The organism is Vibrio sp. 397 (assembly GCF_033339395.1).
In the GTDB taxonomy this organism is placed as follows: Bacteria; Pseudomonadota; Gammaproteobacteria; order Enterobacterales; family Vibrionaceae; genus Vibrio; species Vibrio alginolyticus.
Genome location: NZ_JAWOUN010000008.1, coordinates 131066 through 155109, shown reverse-complemented (window position 1 = coordinate 155109; position 24044 = coordinate 131066). Strand labels below are relative to the sequence as shown.

At 40.6% G+C, this 24044-nt stretch carries 29 protein-coding genes and 1 pseudogene; 27 read left to right on the top strand and 3 right to left on the bottom strand.

The window, feature by feature from the left end:
• Positions 1-367 precede the first annotated feature (367 nt).
• From R7P36_RS14650 to cyaB, 4 genes are all read left to right on the top strand, one after another.
• Entirely contained in the window at positions 368-673 is a 306-nt protein-coding gene (locus R7P36_RS14650; protein WP_077284338.1) for a hypothetical protein, read from the top strand.
• Positions 674-1259: 586 nt separating this feature from the next.
• Entirely contained in the window at positions 1260-1802 is a 543-nt protein-coding gene (locus tag R7P36_RS14640) for a hypothetical protein (RefSeq protein ID WP_217807601.1), read from the top strand.
• Positions 1803-2498: 696 nt separating this feature from the next.
• Positions 2499-2801 carry a hypothetical protein gene (locus R7P36_RS14630; RefSeq protein WP_054730763.1) on the top strand — a complete coding sequence of 101 codons (303 nt, stop codon included), beginning with the start codon at positions 2499-2501 and terminating at the stop codon, positions 2799-2801.
• A gap of 184 nt (positions 2802-2985) precedes the next feature.
• A complete protein-coding gene (cyaB, locus tag R7P36_RS14625) occupies positions 2986-3537 on the top strand; it encodes a class IV adenylate cyclase (RefSeq protein WP_054579705.1) in 552 nt (183 codons plus the stop codon).
• Between the two features lie 1753 nt (positions 3538-5290).
• On the opposite strand, the gene R7P36_RS14620 is transcribed toward cyaB, so the two are convergent.
• Positions 5291-5533: a hypothetical protein gene (locus R7P36_RS14620; RefSeq protein WP_213899553.1), complete on the bottom strand. Its 243-nt coding sequence runs from the start codon at positions 5531-5533 to the stop codon at positions 5291-5293.
• A gap of 11 nt (positions 5534-5544) precedes the next feature.
• A complete protein-coding gene (locus tag R7P36_RS14615) occupies positions 5545-6090 on the bottom strand; it encodes a hypothetical protein (RefSeq protein ID WP_213899552.1) in 546 nt (181 codons plus the stop codon).
• 225 nt (positions 6091-6315) lie between these two features.
• Between R7P36_RS14615 and R7P36_RS14610 the strand changes: the two genes are divergently transcribed.
• From R7P36_RS14610 to R7P36_RS14500, 23 genes and pseudogenes are all read left to right on the top strand, one after another.
• A complete protein-coding gene (locus R7P36_RS14610) occupies positions 6316-6606 on the top strand; it encodes a hypothetical protein (protein ID WP_213899551.1) in 291 nt (96 codons plus the stop codon).
• Positions 6607-7000: 394 nt separating this feature from the next.
• Complete coding sequence (locus R7P36_RS14605) at positions 7001-7282, top strand: hypothetical protein (RefSeq protein WP_205461651.1); 282 nt, start codon at positions 7001-7003, stop codon at positions 7280-7282.
• A gap of 690 nt (positions 7283-7972) precedes the next feature.
• Positions 7973-8776 (top strand): NAD-dependent epimerase/dehydratase family protein, encoded by an 804-nt coding sequence (locus tag R7P36_RS14600; RefSeq protein ID WP_213899536.1) that lies wholly within the window; start codon positions 7973-7975, stop codon positions 8774-8776.
• A gap of 135 nt (positions 8777-8911) precedes the next feature.
• Entirely contained in the window at positions 8912-9202 is a 291-nt protein-coding gene (locus R7P36_RS14595) for a hypothetical protein (RefSeq protein ID WP_213899535.1), read from the top strand.
• Positions 9203-9355: 153 nt separating this feature from the next.
• Complete coding sequence (locus tag R7P36_RS14590; RefSeq protein ID WP_213899534.1) at positions 9356-9787, top strand: GNAT family N-acetyltransferase; 432 nt, start codon at positions 9356-9358, stop codon at positions 9785-9787.
• A gap of 117 nt (positions 9788-9904) precedes the next feature.
• Positions 9905-10270: a zinc ribbon domain-containing protein gene (locus R7P36_RS14585; protein WP_318099325.1), complete on the top strand. Its 366-nt coding sequence runs from the start codon at positions 9905-9907 to the stop codon at positions 10268-10270.
• A gap of 162 nt (positions 10271-10432) precedes the next feature.
• Positions 10433-10864 carry a hypothetical protein gene (locus R7P36_RS14580; protein ID WP_213899532.1) on the top strand — a complete coding sequence of 144 codons (432 nt, stop codon included), beginning with the start codon at positions 10433-10435 and terminating at the stop codon, positions 10862-10864.
• Between the two features lie 187 nt (positions 10865-11051).
• Complete coding sequence (locus R7P36_RS14575) at positions 11052-11318, top strand: hypothetical protein (RefSeq protein WP_213886816.1); 267 nt, start codon at positions 11052-11054, stop codon at positions 11316-11318.
• A 177-nt stretch (positions 11319-11495) separates the two neighbouring features.
• Positions 11496-12017, top strand: a complete 522-nt coding sequence (locus tag R7P36_RS14570; protein WP_213899530.1) for a GNAT family N-acetyltransferase — start codon at positions 11496-11498, stop codon at positions 12015-12017.
• Between the two features lie 104 nt (positions 12018-12121).
• Positions 12122-12523, top strand: coding sequence for a DUF2007 domain-containing protein (locus R7P36_RS14565; RefSeq protein ID WP_213899529.1), 402 nt, complete (start codon positions 12122-12124; stop codon positions 12521-12523).
• 143 nt (positions 12524-12666) lie between these two features.
• A complete protein-coding gene (locus tag R7P36_RS14560; protein WP_213899528.1) occupies positions 12667-13275 on the top strand; it encodes a pyridoxamine 5'-phosphate oxidase family protein in 609 nt (202 codons plus the stop codon).
• 141 nt (positions 13276-13416) lie between these two features.
• On the top strand, positions 13417-13830 hold the full coding sequence (locus tag R7P36_RS14555; protein WP_213899527.1) for an RDD family protein: 414 nt from the start codon (positions 13417-13419) through the stop codon (positions 13828-13830).
• Positions 13831-13973: 143 nt separating this feature from the next.
• A complete protein-coding gene (locus R7P36_RS14550; protein WP_213899526.1) occupies positions 13974-14537 on the top strand; it encodes a sugar O-acetyltransferase in 564 nt (187 codons plus the stop codon).
• Positions 14538-14790: 253 nt separating this feature from the next.
• Positions 14791-15336 (top strand): GNAT family N-acetyltransferase, encoded by a 546-nt coding sequence (locus tag R7P36_RS14545; protein WP_017634585.1) that lies wholly within the window; start codon positions 14791-14793, stop codon positions 15334-15336.
• A gap of 142 nt (positions 15337-15478) precedes the next feature.
• Entirely contained in the window at positions 15479-16120 is a 642-nt protein-coding gene (locus R7P36_RS14540; RefSeq protein ID WP_213899525.1) for an alanine--tRNA ligase-related protein, read from the top strand.
• A 144-nt stretch (positions 16121-16264) separates the two neighbouring features.
• Positions 16265-16552: a putative quinol monooxygenase gene (locus tag R7P36_RS14535; RefSeq protein WP_213899524.1), complete on the top strand. Its 288-nt coding sequence runs from the start codon at positions 16265-16267 to the stop codon at positions 16550-16552.
• A 142-nt stretch (positions 16553-16694) separates the two neighbouring features.
• The gene (locus R7P36_RS14530; protein WP_033907479.1) at positions 16695-16991 is read left to right on the top strand and encodes an antibiotic biosynthesis monooxygenase family protein; all 297 of its coding nucleotides are present in this window, start codon (positions 16695-16697) and stop codon (positions 16989-16991) included.
• 81 nt (positions 16992-17072) lie between these two features.
• The gene (locus R7P36_RS14525) at positions 17073-17678 is read left to right on the top strand and encodes a hypothetical protein (protein WP_213899523.1); all 606 of its coding nucleotides are present in this window, start codon (positions 17073-17075) and stop codon (positions 17676-17678) included.
• Between the two features lie 97 nt (positions 17679-17775).
• On the top strand, positions 17776-18129 hold the full coding sequence (locus R7P36_RS14520) for a DUF1428 domain-containing protein (RefSeq protein ID WP_005387184.1): 354 nt from the start codon (positions 17776-17778) through the stop codon (positions 18127-18129).
• Positions 18130-18258: 129 nt separating this feature from the next.
• The gene (locus R7P36_RS14515; RefSeq protein ID WP_005387183.1) at positions 18259-18885 is read left to right on the top strand and encodes a LysE family translocator; all 627 of its coding nucleotides are present in this window, start codon (positions 18259-18261) and stop codon (positions 18883-18885) included.
• A gap of 327 nt (positions 18886-19212) precedes the next feature.
• The gene (locus tag R7P36_RS14510; RefSeq protein ID WP_033907480.1) at positions 19213-19839 is read left to right on the top strand and encodes a LysE family translocator; all 627 of its coding nucleotides are present in this window, start codon (positions 19213-19215) and stop codon (positions 19837-19839) included.
• A gap of 169 nt (positions 19840-20008) precedes the next feature.
• A pseudogene (locus tag R7P36_RS14505) lies at positions 20009-20478 on the top strand (DUF2846 domain-containing protein).
• Positions 20479-20813: 335 nt separating this feature from the next.
• Entirely contained in the window at positions 20814-22472 is a 1659-nt protein-coding gene (locus R7P36_RS14500; protein ID WP_213899522.1) for an autotransporter assembly complex protein TamA, read from the top strand.
• Positions 22473-22530: 58 nt separating this feature from the next.
• Here R7P36_RS14500 and R7P36_RS14495 read toward each other — a convergent pair whose 3' ends face one another.
• Complete coding sequence (locus R7P36_RS14495) at positions 22531-23982, bottom strand: phospholipase D family protein (RefSeq protein WP_213899521.1); 1452 nt, start codon at positions 23980-23982, stop codon at positions 22531-22533.
• Positions 23983-24044 lie beyond the last annotated feature (62 nt).

The following is a 24044-nucleotide window of genomic DNA, read 5'->3' as shown; positions in this document are numbered from 1 at the left end:
AAAGCGGCGAAAAGGGCGAATATTGGTCATTTCCATGCTAGCCTTAAAGCGCTTTAAGCGCACCTTAATATGGCGCAGCAATTAAAGAGTGACGCTAAAGCGATTTAAGGTAGTGAGCTGCCAAATACTTCGGCTTCGATTTTTGCCTGCATGCCGAAAATTTCTCGTCATATCAAAAGATTAGGCGTAAACATAGCCGACTTTAGTTGCGGAATAACAAGACGTTCAAGGCGATTCGATACGCATTGGGGTTTTAGTGCCCAAATAGGCACGGATTTATCAGAGTTTATTTTAGGTTAGGGTGCATGTGCGTCTCTCACACCTTAACTGCGCGTTATAAATATTAATAAAGTGATGAGGTAAAATTATGGGTATTGGTTCGAATTACTACGTAGAAGTAGCTGAAGAAGAACACAAAGAAGCTTTACGTGAAGAGATTGCGAGAGATGCCGCAAGGTATGTGATGCAAGGGAACGATAGAGCATCTTCAATAGAAATGGCAAAGAGCAACATAGCGGCTCAACAAGAAGCTTTTTCTACTGGAGCATATGATGAGGATGAAGATGGAATAGTCCGATTTCATGACTCTTCCATAGAAAGTCCAGCAACTCCACCTGGTAAAGAAGCACAAGTAAAAGCTATTGCTGCAGAGTTGAAAGATGGCATTGACTAAATATTTATAACAAAGCATTTAAGAGTGATTCCCAACGCATGGCATTTTTCATTCCATCGTTGGGTTTCGTGTTAGCGTTGCTCACACCTTAATGCGGCGTTAACTGGCGCAGAAAATACGAAAGCACAATGATACAGCTTCTAGGTTCAGAGATTTATCGTGTTCGGTCGGTTCCCTTAGCTGAGCTAATGCGACTAATTTCAGTTTGATGCTTAAGTTTACTGATGTGAAAGGCGGCACAAAGCCTTCTAATAATATAAGGCATTCGCGATTAGTTCGGCGCACTTACATCGCCGAAGTATGGTGTTGTGAGACGCATTTCAAACTAAAGATAAACGGTAATTTTTTGGTTAAATACATATTTGAGTTAGCTTTGCTAATCATTAATTAGCAAAACGAGCTTTGGCGAAAGTGGCTGAAAGATCGCCGAAAACTGAAAGGCGCTCAGTTAACAAACTGTTCAAGAGGGATTCGCAACGCGTGGCATTTTCACTATGCGTTGGTTTTAGTGTTTAAGGTGGTATGCGGCGGCTTCAGTATTGCGTTGCTCACCCCTTAACAGAGCGTTATAGCTCAGGAGATAATCGTGGAATCAGAGGTACAGTCAACGGTGTTAAATTACACTCCTTTAATTACAGCTAGTTTGGGGGTTCTTGGTACTCTACTAGGCGTGATAGTTACAAGTTTTGTTAATCACCAAAGATCAAAGCTTGAGCACAAAAATACACTAGAGCTGAAAAAAATCGAATTTAAGCGAACAAAATTAGAAGAGCTACATCTACTTTTTCAAAAGTGGGAAATTGATTTGCAGGGTATGTGCTTGGTTTTTATTCCCGTTTATAAAGGCGCAAACACTGCGGAAAATGCAATGAAGTTATCTACTGAAAATCGACTTCAGGAAAAAGGTGACTTTCAGAAGCTACAAACCATTTTGCAGCTACACTTCCCTGAGTTGTTTGATGACTTCGGAAACTTGATCAAATTGCGCGATGATGTACTAGATTATTGTCGTGAAAACAGGAGTTTTAAGCGCCAAAAACTTGATGAATTAATAAAGACTCAAGAAGCTTTCGACAATAAAGCAAAGGAACTTAAAGTTATGATGGCGCAACAGGCTAGTGAGCTATAACAAACTGTTCAAGAGGGATTCGCAACGCGTGGCATTTTTACTATGCGTTGGTTTTAGTGATTAAGGTGGTATGCGGCGGCTTTGGTATTGCGTTGCTCACCCCTTAACAGGGCGTTATGTGCTTTGGTGTTCGTGACATTTAAATGTGCATGCAAGTCATTTTAAATTAGTAAAAGGAATTACTATGTCCAAAAAGGAATCGGATAAAAGTACAGCACTTAAGCTGGGTTTGTTCATGGCTGGCTCGGTATTTGGTGCAGTCTTGTATATCTTTTTTGCATTTCCAGCATCTTGATTGTTCGGGTTACTAAGTGTCGTAGGTTGGGTAGCCACGGTCAGGGCTCAAGCTACATGTCGGGATAGAATGTTAGTTGCCATCGTATACATCATTGTCACGGTTCTTATGGTTAAAGTGCTTTTAAACAAGAAAGTCTCCAAAAGTGTACTTTTTTATTTCGCACTTGAACTCTATTTTGGTGCGGTTGCGGTCGCTTCCTATATTGATTAGCTGTTCTGTGAGCAAAGGTGTTCAGTTTAAGCACGCACATAACAAACTGTTCAAGAGGGATTCGCAACGCGTGGCATTTTCACTATGCGTTGGTTTTAGTGTTTAAGGTGGTATGCGGCGGCTTTTGTATTGCGTAGCTCACCCCTTAACAGGGCGTTATACGTTTTGGGAAGATCGGAGGCAAGAAAATGTCTGAAGAAGCGATTAAACTAGCAAAGAACCTACTCGAAACAGATGATAATTATATAGAAAACATAATTGCATTATCGCGTATTGGAAACGAAATGTATGGGCAATGCTGGAACACTGATTACCACGTATTTGGTCTCATAGCATCGGAGACGGACCATTTACCACTTAATCATGTTCGTTTGAATTGCTCAGAGGAGTTTCTCGTAAAAGCTGATAAAGAGCTAGTTGAAACGATGAAGTTTTATCGTTCCGATGTTGTTAGTGCTTGCAATAAGATCATCAGAAATATAAACGTATAACAAAGCGTTTAAGGCAGATTCGCAACGCGTGGCATTTTTGGTTTTAATCGGCTTTAGTGTTTACGGCACAATGTTTTAGGTCGGTGGTCTGCGTTGCTCACTACTTAACGCGGCGTTATGCGTACGATCATGATTAGCTACTCACTCTTATGGTAAAATTCGCATTTTGTTATAGGATCCCAAGATGAGCGATGAGCATTTTCAGGGTAAATATGAGGTAGAGCTAAAGTACCGCCTTGAGTCGAAGACTAATTTCATGAATGTTTTGAAAAATATACCCCATGAAATAATGGTTGAGGACAATCTAGAATCCGATTGTTATTTTGATACTCCTGATAAATCATTGTATCAGCAGAATAAGAGTGTCTGTATTCGTACTATGAAGCCTTCGGGTATTAAGCTTTGGATTGTAAAAGGCCCTGAGGCAGACCGATGTGAAGCGACTAATATCACTGATGCAGAAAATGCTAAAAGTATGCTTGAAACTATGGGGTACGAAATTACGTTAAAGGCTACCAAAACTCGAAGTATCTATTTCGTTGGCAAGTTTCATATCACGGTTGACTCATTAGATGGAATTGGCGACTTTGCTGAGTTCGCTATCATGACAGACGATGAATCAATGCTAATTGCTTATAGGTCGGAACTTGAAGCCCTAGCCAGCAAGTTTGGGTTGACAGGTTCAGCATTGCAGAATAAATCCTATAAACAGATGTTCGCGGAAAAGTACGCATAACAAAGCATTTAAGAGTGATTCGCAACGCTTGGCATTTTTCATTTCATCGTTGGTTTCGTGTTTACGGTGGTATGGTTTAGTTTTGTGGTAGCGTTGCTCACACCTTAATGCGGCGTTAGTACTTAGCATCAAAGGTCATAAGTTTTGGTGTTTATCTTTTTTGGCGTTCGTCTTTACACCTTTCAGTTTGTGCCTTTCACGTTCTTTCCGGTGGCACTATATGCGGAGTGTTTGCTTTGATTTCACCGTTTACGGTTTCTAACTCTTAGCCTATTTCTTTGGTGCTTCTTCTTTTTCGTGGCTTTTACTAAGTCAGCATTGTCTTTCTTTGGTGTTGCTGTTGAAGTACGAGGAAAGAATCCTTTTCTAATTTGAAGCAAGTGAAAGTAGGGGAGTTCAGTGTGTTTTTCTTCTCGCCAACTTTCGTCTCTTAACCGAGTTTAAGTTTTGTAGCTGCCCGTCTCACTTCAGTGTTCAAAGCCTTTCATATCATGCCACTTTTCAATATCTTGGATCGCACAAATAGAAGTAGCACATGTACTAACAAATTGCTTAAGAGTGATTCGTAACGCGTGGCATTTTTACTATGCGGTGGCTTATGGTGATTAAGGCGCTGTGCGGTAGCGTTTGTATTGCGTTACTCACACCTTAGCAAAGCGTTAGTACGGGTTTGACATCAAAGATCATAAGTTTTGGTGTTTATCTGTTTTGGCGCTCGTGCTTACATCTTTCAGTTAGTGCCTTTCACGTTCTTTCCGGTGGCACTATATGAGGAGTGTTCGCTTTGATTTCACCGTTTACGGTTTCTAACTCTTACCCTATTTCTTTGGCGCTTCTTCTATTTCGAGGTTTCTACTAAGTCAGAATTGTCTTTCTTTGGTGTTGCCGTCGAAGTACGAGGATCGAATCCTTTTCTAATTTGAAGCAAGTGAAAGTAGGGCAGTTTAGTGCGTTTTTCTTCTAGCCAACTTTCGTTTTTCAATCGAGTTTAAGTTTTGTAGCTGCCCGTCTCACTTCAGTGTTCAAAGCCTTTCATATCATGCCACTTTTCAATATCTTGGAGCGCACAAATAGAAGTAACGCATGTACTAACAAATTGCTTAAGAGTGATTGATAACGCGTGGCATTTTTACTTTGCGGTGGCTTATGGTGATTAAGGCGCCGTGCGGTAGCTTTTGTATTGCGTTACTCACACCTTAGCAAGGCGTTAATTGGCGCAGAAAATATGAAAGCACATTGATACCGTTACGAGGTTCAGAGGTTTAGCGCGTTTGGTCGGTTTCATTAATTAAGCTAATGCGACTAATTTCAATTTGGTACTTAAGTTTACTCATGAGAAAGGCGGCACAAAGCCTTCTAATAATATAAGGCATTCGCGATTAGTTCGGCGCACTTACATCACCGAAGTATGGTGTTGTGAGACGTATTTCAAACTAAAGGTAAACGGTAATCTTTTAGTTAAATACATATTTGAGTTAGCTTTACTAATCATTAATTAGGAAAACCAGCCTTGGCTAAAGTGGCTGTAAGATCGGCGAAAACTGAAAGGCGCTCAGTTAACAAACTGTTCAAGAGGGATTCGCAACGCGTGACATTTTTACTATGCGTTGATTTTAGTGATTAAGGTGCAGTGCGGTGGCTTCGGTATTGCGTTGCTCACCCCTTAACAGAGCGTTAACTGGCCGAGCCAACTTTAGGCATGGGCAGCAGCCCATGCTTTGCATCTTACCTTGATAACAAAGGCAAAAGGTATTTACTCAACAATTTTGAATTTGTTTAGTCTTTCGTCCTTTTCGATTTCAATGTCGATAGAGATTGATTTCTCGAGCATGATGTCTTCAGCATTTTCAGGGCCGGCAATTATTCCTTGGCCTACGGCTTCAGCTAAGTGTTCAGGGATATCTACTTTCTCAAGTTCTGCAAAACGTTTTTTTGCTCTTTGCAAAAGCCACTCATCAAGTTCTGGTGTTTCTTCCGGTGGTCTGCTATTGGACATCTTGTTTATCCTCATAAATTGCGCCAAAGGTAGTCAGGAAAGTTTTTTCCTGCTCCTTTTACTGCTGTGAACCCATATGATTTATAATAGCTAATTACATCCTTATTAACAGGTCTCATGATTCGTAGTTGTATTGCACCTATTCTTTCTGCATAGGTTTCAAATACAGCTATTGATAACTTTACGATCTGACGTTTTAACGGATGCTTTTGAGGGGCTCCTTCAATTATATCAAGAGTCATTTTTGAACCATTGTTTGAAGGTTTCCCAATTGAAAGGCCGCAAAGTTGTGCGTTTGCATACCAGATGGCTAAGTCAAGTCTCTTTGGGTGTCGATAAGCATAGCTTCGAAAACCTTTGTTCCACGACCAAGATGCATCATCATGTCGTTCATAATTGTCTTCCCATAGTTTAGCTTGCGCAAGAGCTATAGAATCAATATTTCTGAAATCGACTAGAGATGAGCCTTGTTCGTTAACGATTAGATTTGCATCTTTTAGTACTTGTTGCCGAATATTCTGGTAATCTTGTTCAGTGCTGGCGTGAGTTAGATTCATTAATTCTTCCATATTATCAATATGGTAATGATGATTACATGCCAAGTGATGGTGTGTAAAATATCAAGAAAACGTGTAGTGCCAGTTAACAAAGCATTTAAGGCGGATTCCCAACGCTCGGCATTTCTGGTTTGCTTCAACGTTAGTGTTTACGGCACAATACTTTAAGTGTAGTGGTCTGCGTTGCTCACCACTTAATGCGGCGTTATGTTTTTAAGGAGAGCTATGGATATCGCAATAGAAGATAGCGAGCTTACTTTTAAAGCGAGTATATTGATTCTCGATGAGCTCTTACATTTAGGGTGTGATAACTTCTCAGTTCAACTAAACATGTCACATGATGGAAGTAGCTCTAAGCAACAAAAGCAGTTTAAAACTGACGTTGTTGACTACTCTCTCGGTAGCTTTACCAAGGAAGTATTCTTCTTTAGTCATAAGATTTGCAGGTTTAGTGAAACATCGGAACATTATGCTTTTAATCGAGACTCCATTCCTATTATTTCAAGAGCAATGTGACGAGGCCTCATGTGCTTTAAGGCAGATTTAGAGTGGGGAATTAGTGAATAGCAGTTTTATTCGGGCAGTGTCTTACTTGCGGGTGCGAATGTTAAGGATGACTACTTTTTTATGACTGGAGTTGAACAAAGGTTTGTAGACTTACTTACCAATGTAAATATTCCAATTGTAATACAATAAACATAACAAAGCATTTAAGAGTGATTCGCAACGCTTGGCGGTTTCGCTTCGCTCAAGTATAGCCAAGCGTCGCTCACATCTTAATGCGGCGTTAGTTGTTGGAGACAAAATTTGAAACTTGAGAAAATTGGTATATCACTCACTGTGCTGTGGTTTACAGTTATTGTTGCGCTAATTTCTGTAACTTGGCCTGATGCAAAGGCCTTAGAATTAAATGAGTGGGGCGACTTCTTGGCTGGGATTTTTGCCCCAGTGGCGTTTCTTTGGCTACAACTTGCAAAGGCATGAGTTGTCACTTAATACAAAAGCTATAGAGGTACAAGGTCTTGAACTACAACGCCAAGCCGTAGAATTAGAAAAGCAAACAAAATTCCAAGAAATACAAGCTGAATTGGCGGAACAAACAAGTAGTGATCTCCGCAGAAAAAAGCACCTAAAGTCTTTAGGTTTAGGGGAGCATTGGGAAAATAGGAGCTCCCTGGAAAACAACAACTAACAAACAATTTAAGAGTGATTCAGCACGCTTGGCATTTTTGGTTTGGGTTGAGTTTAGTGTTTACGGTGGTCTAGTTAAGTGTCGTGGTCGCGTGCTTCACACCTTAATTGGGCGTTAGCACTGGGTTGGCATCAGAGATCAAAAGTCTTGGTGTTTATTGGTTTCTTTTCCTAGCTTTACACAGGAGCAAATGTGCCTTTCATGTTCGCTCTGGTGGCACTAGATGTGAAGTTTTCGCTTTGAGTTTATCGTTTACGGTTGCTAACTTTCGGGCTATTTCTCTGGTGTGGTTTCTTTAGTGCTGAGAAATTTTCGGCAAAACAAGCGTTGCTTTGTCGCTGTTGTTCAAGTTCGAAGCCCGTATTCTTTGCTAATTTGAAAGCGGTGAAAAAGGGCAGTTAAGCATGTTTTTCTTCTAGTCAACTTACGTCTTGATGTCTGTTTTTAGTTTGGCAGCTGTCCGTTTGGTTTAGTGTTTTAAGCCATAAGTTTCGTGCTATATTTCAATGTCTTGGCGTGTACCAAAAGCTTAAAGGGCAGCGTGCTAACAAACAGTTCAAGAGGGATTCAGCACGCGTGGCATTTTTATCATGCGTTGAATTTGGTGATTAAGATGATGTGCGGAAACATCGTATGGTGTTGCTCACCACTTAAGCGGGCGTTATGTGTAATCGAGAGTTCAGGGAAAGAATGAAAGTACTTATATCAGGATCCAATGGGTATATTGGTAGCCACGTGACTAAGATGTTTGTCGAAAGTGGTTTTGACGTTTCAACTTTCAGCAGGTCTAGCGGTGTCTTGCCTCATGCTTGGAAGTTTACCAATGTGCTATCAGATTTCTCTGGTTACTTTGATATCGTTGTAAATTGTGCTTGCCCACATTGGTCAGAATTTTCGCCGGAGGAAATCGTTGATATAGAGTCCAAGCTGCTAACGCAGCTGGATAGACTAGCGGCTGACGGTACTACAAAAATCCACACATCGGGCGTTTGTCTATTTGGCAATGCTTCTCACAACGACCTCAAGGAATTTAGGCTTAAGCCGGACACAGTTACAATAGGTTGTGCTATTAAAAAGAAGTGGCATGTCGTTTACTGTCCTAGTTTGGTTTATGGTGGTGAAAACTGTCAGCTAAAGCGGATTGTAGATTCCTTATCTGACCAAACTCTCCAAGTAGCGATACCATCTCAAGGTTACAACCAATATATCCATGTTCATGACATCGCTCGATTCTATTTGGCACTGGTTCAAGGTAAACGTCCGCCTACACAACACTTTATTGCTGAGACTAAGGGGTATAGCCCCGAAGCATTTTCTCAATTGCTACTCGACTTTCGAGTCGTAAAGCAGGTTCACGAGAGCAGTTGGAGTGACTTTGAGAAATGCCATGGCTCTTCGGCAGTCGAAATTGAAAAGTTAAATCTTAACCTTCCAATTAGTCCCTTATTTGAATCGACTGAGTCATTAAGGAAGTACATAGAAAATTACACATAACAAACTGCTTAAGAGGGATTCGCAACGCGTGGCATTTTTACTATGCGTTGGTTTTAGTGGTTAGGGTGGTATGCGGAAGCTTCGGTATTGCATGCCTCACACCTTAACAAGGCGTTAGCTAATCAAGGAGGAAAAATGAATTTAATTAAATGTGGATTTTGTGGTTTCGAGTTTGAGCGAGGAGCGAAAATATGTAGAGGTTGCCATGGACATATCAAGTATGGAGCAGGTGGCCTTAAGTGGCTCTTTGGGACTTTATATGGGGGAGTTATTTGGTATTTGTTAACTTACATTAATGATAACTGGTATGGAATAAAAGATAGTGTGGGCGGTACTATAATTTTAGTTTTCTTCATCCTAGGTTGTATCCATGCTGCTTACATGTTTAGGAAGAAAGTTAATACAGTTAAAGCAATCGACGACTGAATTAATAATTAGCTAACAAATTGTTCAAGAGTGATTCGGCACGCGTGGCATTTTTACTATGCGTTGGTTTTAGTGTTTAAGGTGGTATGCGGAGGCTTTGGTATTGCGTGCCTCACACCTTAACAAGGCGTTAGCCGTCAAAATGGAGAAAACATGGAAGTACAATTTTTAGAGAAAAATTCTGATTACGAGTCAGTCCTAGAAGTGTTGTTACAACTTCGCCCAAATTACAACTTAGATACTTTGTCTGGTCAGATCGAGAAGCAGCAATCAAATGGTTACCAAGTCGTCTATGTCAAATCGCCAGAAGGCGTACTAGCAGCAGCAGGCTTTAGCGTAGGCGAAAAGCTTGCTTGGGGTAAGCATATTTACATTGAAGACTTGGTAACTAATGCGCAATTTCGTTCGAGTGGTGTAGGCAAATTTATTATAGATTGGTTTAAAACATATGTTTTAGAAAGCGGTTGCGAACAAATACATTTGGATTCTGGTGTTCAGCGTTTTCCAGCACATAAGTTCTATTTACGCGAAGGTTTCAATATCGCTAGTCACCACTTTTCTATAGTTGGCGTCCAAAACGGCTAACAAAGCGTTTAAGACGGATTCACAACGCTTGGCATTTTCGGTTTGCAGTAAATTTAGTGGTTAAGGCACAATGGTTTAGGTAGGGTGGTTGCGCTGCTCACCACTTAACGCAGCGTTATGCCTATAAGAGGAAATATGGATAGTAAATGGGAGTGCTTTGGGTGCGGGCATAGCAATGAACACTCATCATTGAAGTGTGAAAAGTGCGGGTCTTTAGGCAAAGAGCTTGCAAACAAGCAGATGGCAAACCACCTGTTAGGGAATGAAAAAGTGAATTCGAAGTTCGAATACTGCTGTGATAAATGTGGTTCAGAGTCATATGAGGTTGGTGAGTTAAGAGCCAGTGGTGGATTTTGGAGTACATTTTTCAATTACAACAAACACCGTTTTTATTTCTTATCATGCACTAGTTGCGGTCACACTGAGTTTTACAAACGAGGTCTAGGTACTGGACAAAAAATACTAGATTTTCTAGGTGGTTAGCATAGGCACAACAAACTGTTTAAGAGTGATTCGCAACGCGTGGCATTTTTACTATGCGTTGGTTTTAGTGATTAAGGTGGTATGCGGCGGCTCTGGTATTGTGTTGCTCACTCCTTAACAGGGCGTTAGCAAACAACGATGTAAATAGATCTAGGTGATAAAATGAATGTGTTAGAGCAAATTATGCAGTGGCCAGCAATTGTTCAAGGGGCTCTAGGTTCTGCCGTATTTTGGGTTGTATTGACTTTAGGACAAAAGGCCTACCTCTTTATGGCTAAGAACTTTGGAGAAAAACATGACATAGCTACAATGTTTTGTTTAATGGCTAAAACAAGCGATAGTTCAGAAACAAAAATACGAGCGTATAGTACGTGTTTATATGGAGCTTTCCATTACTTTGTAAAAGGCGTAATTGTCTTAGTGATGGCGTTTCTCGTTTCTCCATTAGGAACAGTCTTCTCAACATCAGGTTATATTTTAAGTTTATATTTTTTCTTTCGGGCTTTGTCGTATGTACAGCACTTCGATGCCTTGGGCACTATACCTGAAGCGAAAGATAAGCTAGCTAAAATGTCAAAGAAATACGCCGACTAAAGTTTGCTAACAAACTGTTTAAGAGTGATTCGCAACGCGTGGCATTTTCACTATGCGTTGCGTTTAGTGTTTAAGGTGGTATGCGGGAGCTTCTGTATTGCGTCGCTCACACCTTAACAGGGCGTTAGCAATCAGGGAGAAATTGGAGTTGAGTGGTTATCAATAGAATTTAGAAAGTCAACTGAACATGCTCAGCGAGACTTGGGATTCATTAATAAGTAACGGAATCACCAACGAAACAGAGTTAGTTCTAGAATTTAGTTACTTATGTCCAAATAAAGCATCAGCCATTCAACTAAACGATGCTCTCGAAAACTATGAGTCATTGATCAGAAGTGAGGGGTTTATTAACCGTTCATGGTTTGTTGAAGGATATTCTCACCCGACAACGGTAACCAAAGACATCCTTGCTCAATGGTTAGACTTTATGGTTACAAAAGGTTGGGAGTTTTAATGTACCTTTGATGGTTTTGGGGCTTCGTTTAGTTAAATTGCTAACAAACTGTTTAAGAGTGATTCGCAACGCGTGGCATTTTAACTGTGCGTTGAGCTCAGTGATTAAATCGGTATGCGGAAGGTTCGGTATTGCGTTGCTCAACTCCAAAAGGTCATTAATACTCAAAGGTCAAATATGGATATTTACCCAGAAATCGAATTATCTAAAGCGCAGCATAATGCAATTGAAGCTCTTAGAAACAAGTCGTTTCCTGAACACCAAGTTACTCGCTCTTACTATAAGCAACTCCCGCATATGAGAGTTCTGAATTACGAAGGTGATCAGTTAGTTGGTTACATGGGATTAGACTACAGAGTTGTTCGCGTTGGTGATGAAATTTATAAAGTATTAGGTGTGAGTGACTTTTGTGTCGAGAGCAAAGTTCAAAGACAAGGTATTGGCACAACAATGTTGTCTCAACTCAGCGAGTATGCGTCCACTAAAGATGTCGACTTCATCATTTTAGTCTCCGATTTGGGGCGTTTTTATGTGGCTAATGGTTATCAGCGCCTTAACTCTCTAAGTTCTTGGTTGCGCGTTCATGAACATAAAAATTACGGTGTTGCTGTAGAGCAACTAGATGATTTATATGTTAAACCTATCAACGGCAAAACTTGGGCTGTTGGCCATATAGATTGGTTAGGGTATATGTACTAGTCTGTAGTGGGCTAATAAGTTGTTCAAAAAGAAATACTACACATAGCATTTCCAATTAGCGTTTCTTATACCTTACGGGAGCGCTTTCCCACAAGGAGCAATATGTGATTGTAGTAGCAAGGTTTTCTTTTCCTCATGAAGCTCATATTGCGAGAGCAAGCCTAGATAGTGTCGGAATAGAAAGTTACATCGCTGACGAGCACACGGTAAATACTCAGTGGCTTTATTCAAATGCAATAGGCGGCGTCCGTCTGATGGTGGCCGAAAGTGATGCAGAAGATGCGAAACAAATACTTAGTAGCGATTTCTCAGAATCATTGGGAAATGAAGTTGACGTTGATGAAGAAAAAGACTTTTGCCCTAAATGTGGTAGTAAAGATCTATTTGCATTTACAAAAGGTAAACGCCCAGCTTTCTTAGTTTTTATTTTACTGGGTTTTCCACTGTTTTTTTACAAGCATGGTTATAAGTGTAAGCAGTGTGGGGAGTTTAGTGAAAAACTTTAAATCTTCAGATAACAAGGCATTAAAGAGACAACTTGTACTCGTAGTATTTTTACGATGAGTTAGGTCTAGTGCCTATACAAGAAGTCAGAGTTACTGCTTGCTTACAAGCAAAGCATTATACGATAGTGAAGGAATAACATTGAATGAGTGAAATTAAAACAATAGAGCAGTTAAAAGAAATTTACGCAGAGCCAAGTGCGAGAGCTAAAAATAAAGCTCTGCCTGTGCTGGATGTTCATGCGATTACATTAATTAATAACTGCCATTTTTCAGTTCTAAGTACCGCTGATTCACAAGGGTATATCGATCTTTCTCCTAAAGGAGGGGAGCCTGGCTTCGTAAAAGTTTTAGATGAATCAACATTGTTGCTCCCTGATAGCTCGGGGAACAATCGTATCGATAGTCTAAAAAATATCATTAGTAACCCCAAGGTAGGGTTGTTATTGATGGTAAATGGTATTGATGAAGTGCTCCGTATTAAAGGAATCGCAAGTATTCACACCGACGCCAACTTGATATCTGCTTGCCCCGATGGAAGTAAAGATCCTAAGGTTGTTATCAAAATAGTCATAGAGAGTATGTATTTTCATTGTGCGAAAGCGGTGATGAGAGGGAAACTTTGGTCTGATGACTATAAAGTAAATCGCTCAATTCTCCCTTCATTAGCTCAAATCTTTAAAGATCAACAAAAGTTAGAAAGTAAAGCGCTTAATCAAGAAGAGATGTTGAAATATTACCAATCTAGCCTTTAGAACAAGCGTGGTAATGTATTGAAAAGATAGCAAAATCAGGTTCTACCGTACTATGCGGAAGTATGGATTAGGTTTAGTGGGAATGTTACTGTCTCAATAGCGTTAGTTCACAAATAAACAATTGTTAGTCCAAATTTTAAAATGAAAAATGCAGGAAAATTTACTCTAGAAAATTACGTTTTGGCTAGTCCGGGAGTTAGGTGTGTTGGGCAAATGATTGATCTTTTCGTCAGTTTTAGCATTTTTACTCTCGTTTTATGGGTCGGCTTAGAAATCGGTATTGAAAAAGAGCTTGTGCGCGCTACAGCAGTAACTGCGACTGTATCGTATTACCTTTTTTCTGATTGTTTACCAAATGGTCAAAGTGTGGGTAAAAAACTTTTGAGCATTGCAGTTATAAGTGCAAGAACGGGTAAAAAGTGCAATATTTTTCAGTCGCTCTTTCGAAATATTACTACTCCATTCTTAGGTTTTATTGACTCAATTTTCATTCTTGGTAAAAAGAGGCAACGGCTCGGCGATAAGTTAGTGAGAACGGTGGTGGTAGTGCACTAGTTTGTTGAAAAAATTGATAGCGCTGAGGACTTGGGTTCAAGTCGGGCTTTGTTTTCGTGGTGGAACAGCCGTGCTTAGGTGGTAGCGTTACTCACATACTTAATGTAGCGTTGTAAGAAAATTGGTATTGGAGTCCAAGTTTTATGTCAGAAAAAGAGAAAATGTTAGCAGGTGAGCTTTATGACCCAAGTGATGAAGAGTTATTAAAGTTAAGGTTGAGCGCTAGATTACTAACTGAAAAATTGAATGCCACGTCTGTTGAGCATAAACAAAAGCGAGTTCAACTAATTAAGCGCTTGTTCGGCACAACAGGTGACGATATTCATGTTGAATCTTCTTTCAATTGCGACTACGGATCCAACATTCACGTTGGAGATAATTTTTACGCTAATTTTGGTTGTGTGATTTTGGATGTTGCGGAAGTTAAGTTTGGTGATAACTGTTTACTTGGGCCTCAAGTTGGAATTTATACTGCGACTCATCCCTTAGATCCTATCGAGAGGAACAGTGGTTTAGAGCTAGCAAAGCCCATAAACATTGGTGACAATTGTTGGATAGGTGGCCATGCCGTAATCAACCCTGGCGTAACACTTGGGAACAACGTGGTGGTAGCCTCTGGCGCAGTCGTTACAAAGAGTTTTGGAGACAATGTCGTTGTTGGTGGCAACCCAGCCAGAGTACTGAAGGAAATCGTCACTAAGCGATAATAAAGTATATGGACTATTTTGAGCCTGAGTTTAGGACTTATGATCAACTCACCCCAAGCTTTGATGCGTTCAACGGTTACTTGTTGACGCACTTGAATGTCTAAAATTTGCTTCAATATAGAGTCGTTACACGTGGCGCTTTTACCGTGCGTTGAGCTTGTTTAAAAGTCTCATACGAAATCATTTGTATTACGTGTCTCACACTTTTATTGGATTTTCGTCACCAATAACAAACCAAAAGGTTGACCCCAAAATGTTAGTAACAAAGATTGAAACGGAACGATTAATTCTAAGAGAGCTAGTTGAAGATGATGCAAGCGAATTGTTTGACATCTTCTCAGACCATGAGGTCATGAAATATTGGAACACTGGCCCTTGGGTTTCAATTGAAGAAGCGCGGACATTTATAGCCAAGAGTACACAGGCCATGAATAGCAATACGGAAGTGACACTAGGCATCTTCCTAAAGAGCAATGGCCAACTTCTGGGTAAGATAATGCTATTTAATCACGTGAAAGAGTCTAGGCGCGCAGAAATTGGCTTTGGCGTTAGTCGTCATTTCTGGGGTAAAGGCATTGTATTAGAGGCGGGAACTGCATTAATCGAACACGCATTCAAAACACTGAATCTACGTCGAATCGAGGCTGAGATAGATCCAGACAATGCTTCTTCAGGTAAAGTCTTGGAACGGTTAGGTTTTATAAAGGAAGGTTTCCTAAGGCAGCGTTGGGAAGTGAATGGAGTAGTCTCAGATTCAGCAATTTACGGGTTGTTAGCTAAACCCCTGGACAGCGTTTAGTACCCGGCCTTAAAAGCATCTAATAGATCTAGCCTGCTCGCACTCAATACACAGCCTTACACTTGACGGCGAGGTTTCTTGAATTGACTTGGTGGTCACTGAATGTACTATCAAGGATAGGACTTACTGCAAGGATAGCAGCATGAGCGAGAAATTATTTTGGGTTAATCCCTACCAAACAGAACTTAACTCAAGAGTGACCAATGTAGACGGAAATAAGGTTGAATTGGACCAGACTATCTTCTTTGCAGAGTCTGGAGGCCAAGAGAGTGATAAAGGAACGATTAATGGTATTCCGGTTTTGATTGCTCAAAAGTTAGGCGTTCGACTTATTTACTCATTGGAATCCTCTCCAAATTTTACTCTTGGTGACATTGTAACTACGAATATTGATTGGAAGCGTAGATACGCCTTAATGAAGCTACACTTTGCGGCTGAAGTGGTGCTCGAGATGTTTTATCAGCGTCGGGAAGGCATTGTTAAGATAGGCGCGCATATTTCTGAAAATAAGAGTCGCATAGATTTCGAGTGGTCTGAAAGTATTGGCCCGCTATTGAAAGAAATTGAAACTGATGTGCAAGATTTGATTAACTCTGATTCAGTTATTATTAGTGACTTTTCCGATCAAGAGAGTGAAAGAAGGTATTGGAGAGTGGATGGGTTTGCGCAAGTGCCTTGCGGTGGCACTCACTTAAAGCGCACATCAGAAGTCGGCCAAATTCAATTAAAACGCAAGAACATCGGTAAAGGCAAAGAAAGGGTAGAGATAACCTTATGCTCGTAGGTCGATAGGGCATTAGAAATAGATTCCTAACACGTGGCATTTTAATTTCATGGTGAGATTCACATTTGCGATATGATGGTTGAGATTGAGGGCGTGTTGGCTACTTCTTAACAAAACGCTACACGATAGGGGCGGGAGGATGATATGTCGAAAGTTACATTGAAAGGCTTTATTTTAGTTCCGGAAACGGATCTAGAATTAGTAAAACATGAGTTAATAATTCACAAAAGGCTCACGTTAGAAGAGCCGGGCTGCCTTACTTTTCTTGTGACTCAAAGCTCGACTAATCCTTTTCGTTTTGATGTCTATGAGGAGTTCGTCGACAAAGCCTCTTTTAAGCAATATCAGGAAAGAGTTCAAGCCTCACATTGGGGAAAAGTAACAGCCAATGTTAAACGTCAATACGAAATCTTTGAATGTGTGCATGACTAATCGAATCGGAGTGATTTAGAGCGTTTACACTTTGCTTTTCAGGTTGCTCTACCTCTACTATGTTGCTTTATTCATCTATTAACCTAGCTTAGTGTTCCTGATACTTTGCCGTATTAAATCTAGAAATTTTAATGGAAGTGTTATGTTTAGAGTTGTGTATGAATGGCGTGTGCCAAGTGAAAAAATGGATGAGTTTCAAAATATATGGCGTTCGACGACAGATTCAATTCATCAGTCAGTAGAAGGGGCGCTTGGTAGTTTTATGCTTCGTTCTTACGATGTACCGGAAAAGGTTTTAACTATTGCCAAGTGGCGAACACGTGAAGACTGGGAGCGGTTTTGGGGAACTAGTAACCCAGAAAAAATGAAGAAGATGAGTGAAATTGCAGAGCGTATTTCAGTTGAACCATTCGATGAAATTGAAGATAGAACTAAGTAGGGCAATAGAAACGTTAAAGTGATGCCTAATGAACAGTTTGGCGGACAATATGAAAGACAACCTTAACCAAGGAATAGGGTTATGCAGATTTTAATCGTTGGAGGTAGTAAGGGTCTAGGAAGGTTCTTGGCTACGAACTTACAGGGTACAGAAATTTATGCGATTTCTAGATCAAAGCTAGTTGAGGAGAGAGTCGCTTCTGTTTGTATTGACGTTGATCCCGGTAAAAAGCCAGATTATACGTGCTTCAAAGGTGTAGAGTTTGACATCATCGTTTATTTGGCGTCGATGTGGGGAGAGTCTTCAGAATTGACAACAAACGAACTGATTGAGTTTATGAATGTTGGTCCGATTGGGTATCTTAATTTAGTCAATGAGCTTAACGCTTTAGGTTCACTTAACGATAAATGCAATATTGTATCTATTGGCTCTACAGCAGAGCTTTCAGAAAGTAGTGAATACCCTGCATTCGCCCTCAGTAAAAGATTACTCAAAGATATTTCTAGCCAGCTGCAAAACGTTTATCGTGATTACCTCTTTACTCACTTTACAATAGGTGGGATCGGGCATGCTGAAGAGGAACGTATTGAGTATTCGAGTGTTTTGGAGATTATAAATATGCTAACCAAGCTTGATCCAAACACATACCTTTCAAATATGCATGTAAAGTCCAAGCTAGGAATGTAGCTCTCAAGCTGTATTACGTACCTGCTTCTATGGTTTGGCATCATATGCATTCTTTTTATTGAGCTATGGTTATAACTCCAATGAAAGGAGTTTACTTATGTCATACATTGATGGGTTTGTCGCTGCAGTGCCGACAGCGAATAAAGAAAAGTATATCGCACACGCAAAAATAGCAGCAGAAATGTTCAGGGAGTTTGGGGCCTTAAAGGTTGTTGAGACGTGGGGGAGTGAAGTACCAGATGGTGAGATCACATCATTTCCCATGGCAGTTAACGCTGAAAGCAACGAAACCGTTGTGTTTTCGTGGGTAGTCTGGCCTTCAAAAGAAGTTCGAGACTCAGGGTGGCTGCGGATCATGGGTGATCCTCGAATGAGTCCAGACAATAACCCAATGCCCTTTGATGGAAAGCGTCTCATTTATGGCGGATTTGATGTTATTTTGGAGCAGTAAAATACCAAATAATCTCAACTCGATTCGTGATACTTGGTGTTTTAATCAGTATTACGCTTCTGATGTACGTTCAATAGACTATTCTGCGATAAGTGTTGATAAAACTCCATTTGGAGGCTTAGAGTAAAAATGGAAGAGATAAATTATTCACTGATTGTCGTATCAGCTATCGCTGCCATCGCTAGCCCCGGACCTGCAACTCTTGCGATAGCAGGCACGTCAATGAACCACGGTCGGCGCTTTGGTGGGTATTTGGCTGCAGGTGTTTTAACGGGGTCTTTATTTTGGTCAACCTCAGCCGCTTTTGGTCTCGCAACCATACTCTATAGCAATGTTTGGCTTTTTGAAATTCTTAGATATTGTGGGGCATTTTATCTTTTATATTTGGCTTTAAAGTCCGTACATTCTGCCTGCAACATCGAGCAGCTAAAGTTACCCAAAACATACGTAACGACAGAGAAGGGTAACTACTTAACCGGAGTGTTAATTCACTTAACTAACCCAAAGGCTATTCTGTTTTTTGGTGCGCTTTATTCGATAGGGGTTCCTCCTACGGCCAGTCCGTTGGAATTGTTGTCGGTCATTTTTGTTGTAGGGCTGGTTAGTGCTTTGGTTTTCTTTGGCTATGCTTTTCTTTTCGCGTATAAAAAGGTCAGGCAAACCTATCTCAGATTCAAAGCAGTTTTTGAAGGCGTGTTCGCGTTATTTTTTGGTGTGGCAAGTATTAAGTTGCTGCTTAGTGAGGCAGGAAAATGAAGCAAAAAAGGCTTGAAGAAATAAGAATAGATAATCTATCTGATTTGACGGTCTATTAAGTATACTAAGTAGCCGATTTGTTAACTTCCATAAGAGCTGCTGGCTAGAAAAAGCTTACAACCAAACGATGCTAAATATTATCATTCAAAGGGCTAACAAAGGCCCATAATTTAATTCGTATCACTGTTCATGATTGTGCTCTTCGCGCAGTGCTGTAGTATTAGTAACGCGTTGTTAATACTAAATATAACCAATTGAAACCTGGACGTTGCATTACTTGTAGTTCGATGAAATGTTATCCCGCAAGACGTTAATTTGGAGAAAAGAATGGATTCAAACTCACTATTATTATTTGTTGTCGCTTGTCTCGCTATCAACATGATTCCTGGACCTGATGTAATTTATATTGTTTCCAATACAATGAAAGGTAAATTATCTGCTGGGCTGAAAGCGGCTCTGGGGCTTGGTATTGGTTACTTTTTTCATACACTAGCGGCATGTTTAGGTTTGTCAGCAATAATTCTGAGTTCATCTTTGGCTTTTAGCGTTGTTAAATGGTTAGGGGCCGCTTACCTAGTTTATTTAGGTGTTCAGTCATTACTGTCTATGTGGCGTGGAGAAAGTAAAATCGTTGAAAACAAAAATGTTGATAATAATAAAAATGTGTTTGTTCAGGGGGTTATCGTCAGCGTCTTGAATCCAAAAGTAGCGCTATTCTTTCTCTCGTTTCTGCCTCAATTTATTGATACGTCTGCAAGCTCAACATCAATGCAATTATTAGTACTTGGCTTGCTGTTCAGTGTACTTGCGACGACATGTAACGTTTTGTACGCCTCTGTGGGTAATTGGGTATTTAGTCGTCCACACTCTCAGCGTTATTCAAGAACTCTTGAAGGTGTTTCAGGTATTCTACTTATCAGTCTAGCGAGTAAAGTGGCATTTAGTGATCGTTAGATACGGGGTATTTTATTCTCGTGATTATTATATGGCTAATGTTTGCTCAATCCATACGTTAAATGAGTGCTATTGCATAGGTTGAATCACAAATTTCAAAAATACCAATAAGTGAACGTATTTATTTATAGTATGGTTGGCGCGATTTTATCGTAGCTAGGTTAATAACATGAAAAATAAAGTAATTCTGTGTTCCGCATTCCTTTTGGGTTTGTCAGGTTGTGCTTCTGTTCCTACTGTTGATTCGACAGTATCAAATCAAATCAAATGAAATCATTTGAAGCACCTCAAAAGGGGAGCGCAGGGATTTACATTTACCGAGAAGATGCTTTTGTCGGAGCAGCGCTTAAAAAGTATGTTTACGTCGATGGGGAATGTATTGGTGAAACCGCTCCTGGTGTATTCTTCTACCATGAGGTCGAAGGCAATAAAGAACATCAAGTAAGTACAGAGTCTGCGTTTTCTGAAAATCACTTAACTATCTTAACGGAAGAGGGCCGTAACTATTTCGTTAATCAATACATTAAAATGGGTGTATTTGTTGGTGGTGCGGGCGTAGAACTCGTAGACGAAAGCAAAGGTAAAGCAGAAGTACTAAAAGTAGACATGGCAGAAAAAGGAAACTGTTCTTCGATCTAGTTTTACAAACAGACCGCTTTTTAGATTAAAAAACACATTATCAATGTAACCCAACGCTTGATGAGATCCATTCAGCGTTGGGTTTTGTATTTTTGGCAAACAGTATACCTATTTCAGACCGCATGATTTGCCACCTCCTAGCTTGAGCCCACTTATTGTTCAAAGAATCTACTTGTGAAACGTGAATTTTCGAGAGGATTTCGTAGGGAGCAATCCTACAAACGCGATTAACAGATATGCTATTCCATCATTAACCTTGTCGAGTGTATTGCTAACTAGGTAGCGGTGTGTCTCCTCTCATTAAACAAATAATAGGTATATCAGTTTTAGCTTCTATGCCTTTACATCATGCACTCGGAGCGCAATTTAAAATCAAAGGGCTAACACCAATATTAGAGAAAAATCTTGAAAGTCACCTTACACCACTAACGAAACTCTCTGTTTCAAACATTACCTCAAATCGACTAACGCAGATGGTTAATAATGCGTTAAACCCTTATGGCTACTATCATTCCGAGCTCAATGTTCAGAGATCAGAGAATGATCTCATAACGCTTGAGGTTGACGCGGGGGAGGTTATGTTGGTCAAAAAATCTAATATTGCTGTGTCGGGAGAGGCCAGTAACGATCAAGATTTCATCGAACTAATTAATCAAGCTCAACTTAAACAAGGGCAGCCGTTGCTTCATTCTGAGTACGACACGCTAAAACGAAACTTGATTTCATTGGCTCAGCAAAAAGGTTACTTAGATGGACGTTTTATCGAATCGTCTTTGGAAGTCATTCCAAGTTTGAATCAAGCTCATGTGAATCTGCATTTCTCTAGTGGTTCTCGTTACCAATTTGGAGAGCTCTCTGTCCTTACGTCGGGTATCGAAACGGCTCGAATAGAAGCGATGAGAACATTTGAGTGGGGCGACGATTTTGACACTGTGAAATTGAGTCAATATCAGGCCGATCTCTCCAGTACTGATTGGTTTCGCAGTGTGATTGTGAAAGCGGATTTCGAGGAGATATCCGATGGTCATAAGGTGCCGATAGAAGTGCTCGCAGAGCCGAATTCACGTAATATTGTGCAGGTCGGTGGAGGGTATTCGACAGACTTGGGATTGCGCGCTTCGCTGAACTGGACCAAGCCTTGGTACAACGCACGTGGACACAGTTTTGAGGCACAAGCGTACGCTTCCAAACCGGAACAATCGCTATTACTTGGTTACAAAATTCCCACCCAAAATGTTCTAACGGATTACTACGGGATTCAGTTTGAATCTAAGCATGTCGACTATCGAGACACATCGAGTTTTTCTAATGATTTATCGTTTGAAAAACACTGGCAGTTAGACAGTGATTGGCAAAGCACCATGCACGTTCGTTATTTGCAAGAAAGTTATCGACAAGCGTCGGAGAATGACGAATCACAGTTGTTATTACCGGGGGTGACATTTTCACTGCTTGATCGCAAGAACGATCAATTAGAAGTAAAGCACCGTCACGTTTACTCATTGGAATACTCAGACCCTAATTTTTTCTCCGATTCTCGTTTGCTGCGTATTGAGGGCAATAGTGTGCTGTCGTGGGATATTAGTGAAAAACACAAGTTTCACTTTCGTTCTAATGTCGGTATTAATGTCGCTGACACTTTGAGCGATATTCCATCCTCGTTACGCTTCTTTGCGGGAGGTGATGGCAATCTTCGTGGTTATGGTTATGAGTCTATCTCTCCTAGAGATGAAAATGGCGATTTAACGGGTGCCCGTTACATGTTTACTGCTGGGCTGGAATATCAATATCAGGTCTACCGCCAATTGTGGCTTGGGGCATTTTATGATGTTGGTGATGCCTTCAACGATAAGGTGGATTGGAAAAGTGGTACAGGCTTGAGTTTGATATGGAATTCAAAATACGTGCCCGTCAAAGTGGACTTTGCTTATGGTTTAGATGCTCCGCAAGGAGACCAATTCCGCGTTCACTTTTCGCTCGGAACGCAGTTTTAGCGGGCATTAAAAAGGCTCTCATCCTTGCAGATAGAGAGCCTTTTTAAGCCTTGATTGTTTAGAGTTCGAACTCACCATTCAGTTTCTTGAATATCCAGTTAGGTGCCTTATGCCATCCACCATAGTTTGGATTCTTAGTATGGATCTCATTCATTGATTGCCACTGAGTTTGGCCTTGTCCATCTCGAGATACTCGCCAAAACAGTTCATCTTGTTGTCGAGTTAAGTAGTGCATGACATGTTCTGCAAAGGCTCTGCTTTGGACCAACACACCAAATTCCATATTGAGGAAATCCGATCTTGGGTCGAAGTTTGATGAGCCGATATAAGTCAGCCGATCATCGAGTATCACCGTCTTGTTGTGATAATAAGTATCCGCATGGAAGTAATGGTCATCATTGTTCGCTTGGTTTTTGTACTCAAGTATATGGACGCCCTTATCTAACAGGGTTTGGCGATGCTCCTCGTAATAAGCCGGAATAAAGCCAGAATCATTAGAGGCAGACGAGTTCGTCATTAACGTGATGTCCGCTTTTTGCTCCATCAAGGTATCAATAAAGGCAAATTCACCATCACTCGGTACCACATAAGGCGTTGATATCACTGCTTTGGATGCAGTGGTTATTTGTTGCCAAACTTGGTGTTCTGCACGTTTTCTAAAGTAGGGTTTGTTGTTTTCTAACTTGTCTAATGAGTCGAAAACGGGGGTGACTTGCGTAGCAATGAAGTCGGGACTGACCAGTTGTTTTACCTGTTTTTCAACTTCAGCCAGAATGATGCTTTTGTCTTTCTCACCTTTATTAAGCGCTTTAGTAAACGCGGAATAGTTTGGGGTAACGTTAACGATGTTTTCTATTGGCGTAACATGCTCGCTGTCCCAAAGCTGTTGGTAGTTTTTGTAGAATGCTCGAATAATGCTGCCTTTGAACAAGACATCCATATCAAAGAAGTTGGCTTTGCGGCTGTAACCAAAATAGTCGTCGCCAATGTTACGTCCACCTAGAATCATCCATTGATGGTCGACGTTGAAGTACTTCTCGTGCAGACGATTGTCCAAACGTTGTTGATGAGTAGAGAAGTTGACGACGCGACCAATCCAGCCTGACTTACGTGAATCAAACGGATTGAATAAACGGATTTGAATGTTGTCGTGAGCACTGAGATCAGCAAGCCATTTCTCGTTAAACACCAATAAATCATCGAGAGTGAGTCGAACTTGCACGCCTCGATCTGCTGCTTGTTTGAGTTCATTGAGTAGCATCAAACCAAGCGTGTCACTCTCCCAAGAAAAGTAAGTCATATCGATGCTTTGCTGAGCGTTTCTTACCAGTTCAACACGACGAGCAAAGGCTTCTGGAGCGGTAGGAATTAAGTAAACTTCGGCTTGATGCTGAGTAGTTTGCCAATTGGCTTCAAAATCCGGTTCAACTTGAGGGTAGGGCTGGGCACAGCCAACCAACAGCGCGCCGAAGATAAAGAGTAGCAGAGCACGAATGGCGTTAGGAAACATGAGTAAACCTTCCTAATTATGTTCAAGGAATAAGGATGAAAAAAGCCAGCGAACTGGCTTTT